The organism is Maridesulfovibrio ferrireducens (assembly GCF_016342405.1).
GTDB lineage: Bacteria > Desulfobacterota > Desulfovibrionia > Desulfovibrionales > Desulfovibrionaceae > Maridesulfovibrio > Maridesulfovibrio ferrireducens_A.
In genome coordinates this window covers 1-3426 of record NZ_JAEINN010000050.1, presented here as the reverse complement: position 1 = coordinate 3426, position 3426 = coordinate 1, and the positions used below count along the sequence as shown (strand labels likewise).

The following is a 3426-nucleotide window of genomic DNA, read 5'->3' as shown; positions in this document are numbered from 1 at the left end:
TGTCCTTGTCAAACACTTTCAGAGCTAAATTCCTGACATTGAAAGGTATAGAAGATTCCAAGTCTCCCCCGGCTTGTTTGACTCAAACTGCCATTCAGAATGAGCCATGGTTATTCAAGAATCAGTTTGGATTAGATTGAATCTTAAAAAAGTAATCTCCCAAACACGCTTGCTTGTCTGGTTCTTCTTCTCTAATTCAACATTGACTCTCTTCAAACCTGTTTCGTATGGTGGGGTTGCTGCCCGCCAAGAATTCCTATCCATAGACAGGACTGCTTGGCTTGTGAGCTTCAACTGGTCAATTGATGCTCCCAGGCAACCAGTTTAGCGATCAACGCGAATCGATTTTCCCAAGTTGCTTCGAACAGCCGCCGGACGTGGCGACAGACGGCGGAAAATCGATCGCGATTCTTTTCAAGAATGAGCTTCAACTCGTTTTCCCAAAAAGCCCTCTGTAGAGATAAGCCGCCAAATACGGCACTGTCACTCAGGCGGAACAGCAGATTGTTCTCCGGTGTGCTTCCGGCACACTCGGTTTCTAGAATTTTGTATTCTGCTTCCAATTCCTGAAGCCACGCCTGGCGCTCAATCTCGGCAAATTCCCGCAAACTTGTTTCTTGCCAACGAAGGTCTATATCCTCCTGGATATTCTGGATCACTTTAACAAGATAACGATGGGCGGTCTTGTTGCGCAGACGCCCTTTGTTCCGTTCGGTACCGAAAATTGCAAGTGCCTGACGAATCGCCTCGGTCGTGTAACGTTCTGCAAGCCATTGCCGAGTCTTGCCCTCTGGATCCATGTCTTCTATCCCGAAGCTCCGGAAACCTTCATCCAGTATGGTACGGCTTGCCAGGCGGGTCGGTAGGACGTCAACACGTTTTGTTTTGGTATGGTCAGAATGCAATTGTTCTATGAATTTTCGGTCTTTATCCGGATCCGGGCAAGTTTCCCGTAAAACTTGCTCACGACTCTTCCCATCAAACTCAGCGCGTCCTGCGTGGTTGAGCCCAGCGGTATAGGCTCGAATAACTTCCCGGACAGCGCTATGAACAATCTCGTTCTTACTGTTGCCGTCAAGATGGATGGTACCCACGGCCTGTTCATATTTGCCAAATTCCCCTTCAATAACAGCCTTATTCTCGGGCCGCTTGCCGGTGGCCGGGATCATCTTTGTTGTCTTTTCAATATACTCACGCAACCCCTGATCATCATGAACCGGCTTGTTGTCATGGATCAGGGCCTGCGGTGCCCGGCCGAGAAAAGAACAGCTGCTCTCAAAGGCATCCCATACACCAGCAGCGCATTCCGTTTCAGTCACAACCGCCGCTGTATGGCAAGCGGTTGCCTGATCCACAATCCCTTGCCAATTAAAGGTCCACACTTCACCGCTGGCTGTAAATTCCACTTTCACTGTCTTGCCATCTGTCACCAGGATGCCGCCTGGTTGACATCGCGTCGTGGAACCACGGTAGCGAGGAGCCTTGGCTGACCGCACCGGCAACATCCCGCAAATGACCAAAACCTTACGAATTGGAGTGGGTCCCAGCTGCATACGAACTGTTTCGTATTTGAAAAAGTCCCTGATACCCCCTTGCCATGCTGCAAAATCATCGGTAATGCGTCGAAAATCTTCACTTGCCGAAATCGGCATATAAGGAATCTGTCGATCTTGATGTTCGGCATACACCTGGCTCTCGTCCTTGTTACACCAAACTCTGAAAGTTGAATAAGGCACCTCCACCTGCCGGCAAAACCATTCCGGCGAACCTTGCCACTGGTCATGCAGGTCGAGAATGAAACGGATAAAACCATCACTGTAAGTAACTCGCCCGCTGCGATTGACCACCATGGCTCCGGGATAATGCAGACGATAACGCAGAACCTTCTCGCGCAGTTCCCAGCCCCGGGATGCTTGAGGATCGGTATCGGAGACCGAGGGATTCGAAGGACGTCCAGGGTCTGCAAGTTCCAGCTCCGTAAGGGCCTCTTCCAGCTGATTCATCCGTTCATAGACCTGTGTTCTATTCACTCCTGCAGCGTTACAGATGGTGGATAGGGGACCGATCAGGTCTATTCCCATGTCAGAGGCATATTTTTTGATGATTTTATCCAAGGCGATCAAAGTCAGCTTGTTATTTTTGAGATCTTCTTTTATATTCATATCGGCTGTGGGTGGCTCCTTCGTTTGGTCTTTTGACCTTCTTTATTGCGAATGAGCCACCCATTTCAACCTTTTATCCGAAAATCTTCTCTCCCATCAACCATATCTGCGGCTTGCCACCGTAAGAAACGACCCTAAATAGATCCAGACCGCGGCTATCCGGGCTGGTGAGTTCCGCAGTATCGGCCCCCAGTCCTTGTTCGATCTTTTTCACGGTCTGCTCCGCCACCCCGTAGAACCGATCCGCTGGAACCAAAAGCCCCCCAAGGCCATGATGGGTTCGCCGGTGGTTGTAGTGCTCTACCCAACGTCCTATTGCCCGGGCGGCATCAGTCAGATCCATGAACTCATTCTGCTCCACACACTCCTTCTGAAAACTGGCGTTGAGGGCTTCAACCTTGCCATTGACCGATGCCTCTTTGGCAAGATAATAGTTGATCTCATAGTCTTCCAACAGAGCCTCGAAGCGCGACAACCCTTTCCAGGAATGGAAAGCAGAACCTCTATCGCTCATCACCCCATCCGGTTTGCCATATCGTTGTATCGCCAGCTCAATGCTTTCAATCACTGGGTCCGCTTTCTCGGCTGGGGCCATTGCCCAGCTGGCGATGAACCTGGAGTAATCATCTTCGATGAATAACACGCACTGTTTCTGCTTATGAACGTAAAAGTGATAAAAATCCAGGTGATACAGTTCCCGGGGGCGTCCGGCCTCATAGCGACCGACATGCTCTTTTCGCTTCAGGGTCGGGGGAAGATAGCCATTTTCTTCCATCACATGTCGCGCAGTGCCTACCGAAACTTTAAAACCTCCACGCTTGAGCATGTTGCGAACCTGGCTCGGTCCGTAACCTGGGTGCTGACGCCACATCCCAATAATCCGCTGGTCTCTATCTAACTTCTGATCCTCTACTTCGATTTTCCCCTCTGCATCCGGGGATTCATCCTTTCTCCCACGGCGCTTCAAGGCACGGCGCCATTCGTAGATCGAAGTCTCGGTCACATTGAATTCTGCTGCCGCAGCCTCAACAGTGTTGGCTTTGGCGTATTCAAGGATCTCTTCCTTCTGACCTTTGGAGTAACGCTTGCCCCTGGCCGGACAACCTTTCTTTCTTGGCAAGCCTGACGCCTTACCATCAACATTTTTCGATAACATTCTTGGTCTCCTCTCTGTAGGTTGATGCTGAGAGGGACCCAGATCTTATATGCTCTTCATGTCAGGAATTGTCCTTCACCCTCTGATGAAGAATTATAGTGTATGACA

The 3426-nt window shown here is 50.2% G+C and carries 2 protein-coding genes; both read right to left on the bottom strand.

The annotated features are described in order from the left end of the window. Nucleotides 1-290: 290 nt before the first annotated feature. Nucleotides 291-2162: a hypothetical protein gene (locus JEY82_RS19535; RefSeq protein WP_304088969.1), complete on the bottom strand. Its 1872-nt coding sequence runs from the start codon at nt 2160-2162 to the stop codon at nt 291-293. A 73-nt stretch (nt 2163-2235) separates the two neighbouring features. Then, entirely contained in the window at nt 2236-3318 is a 1083-nt protein-coding gene (locus JEY82_RS19530; RefSeq protein ID WP_304088966.1) for an integrase core domain-containing protein, read from the bottom strand. Between the last annotated feature and the right edge of the window lie 108 nt (nt 3319-3426).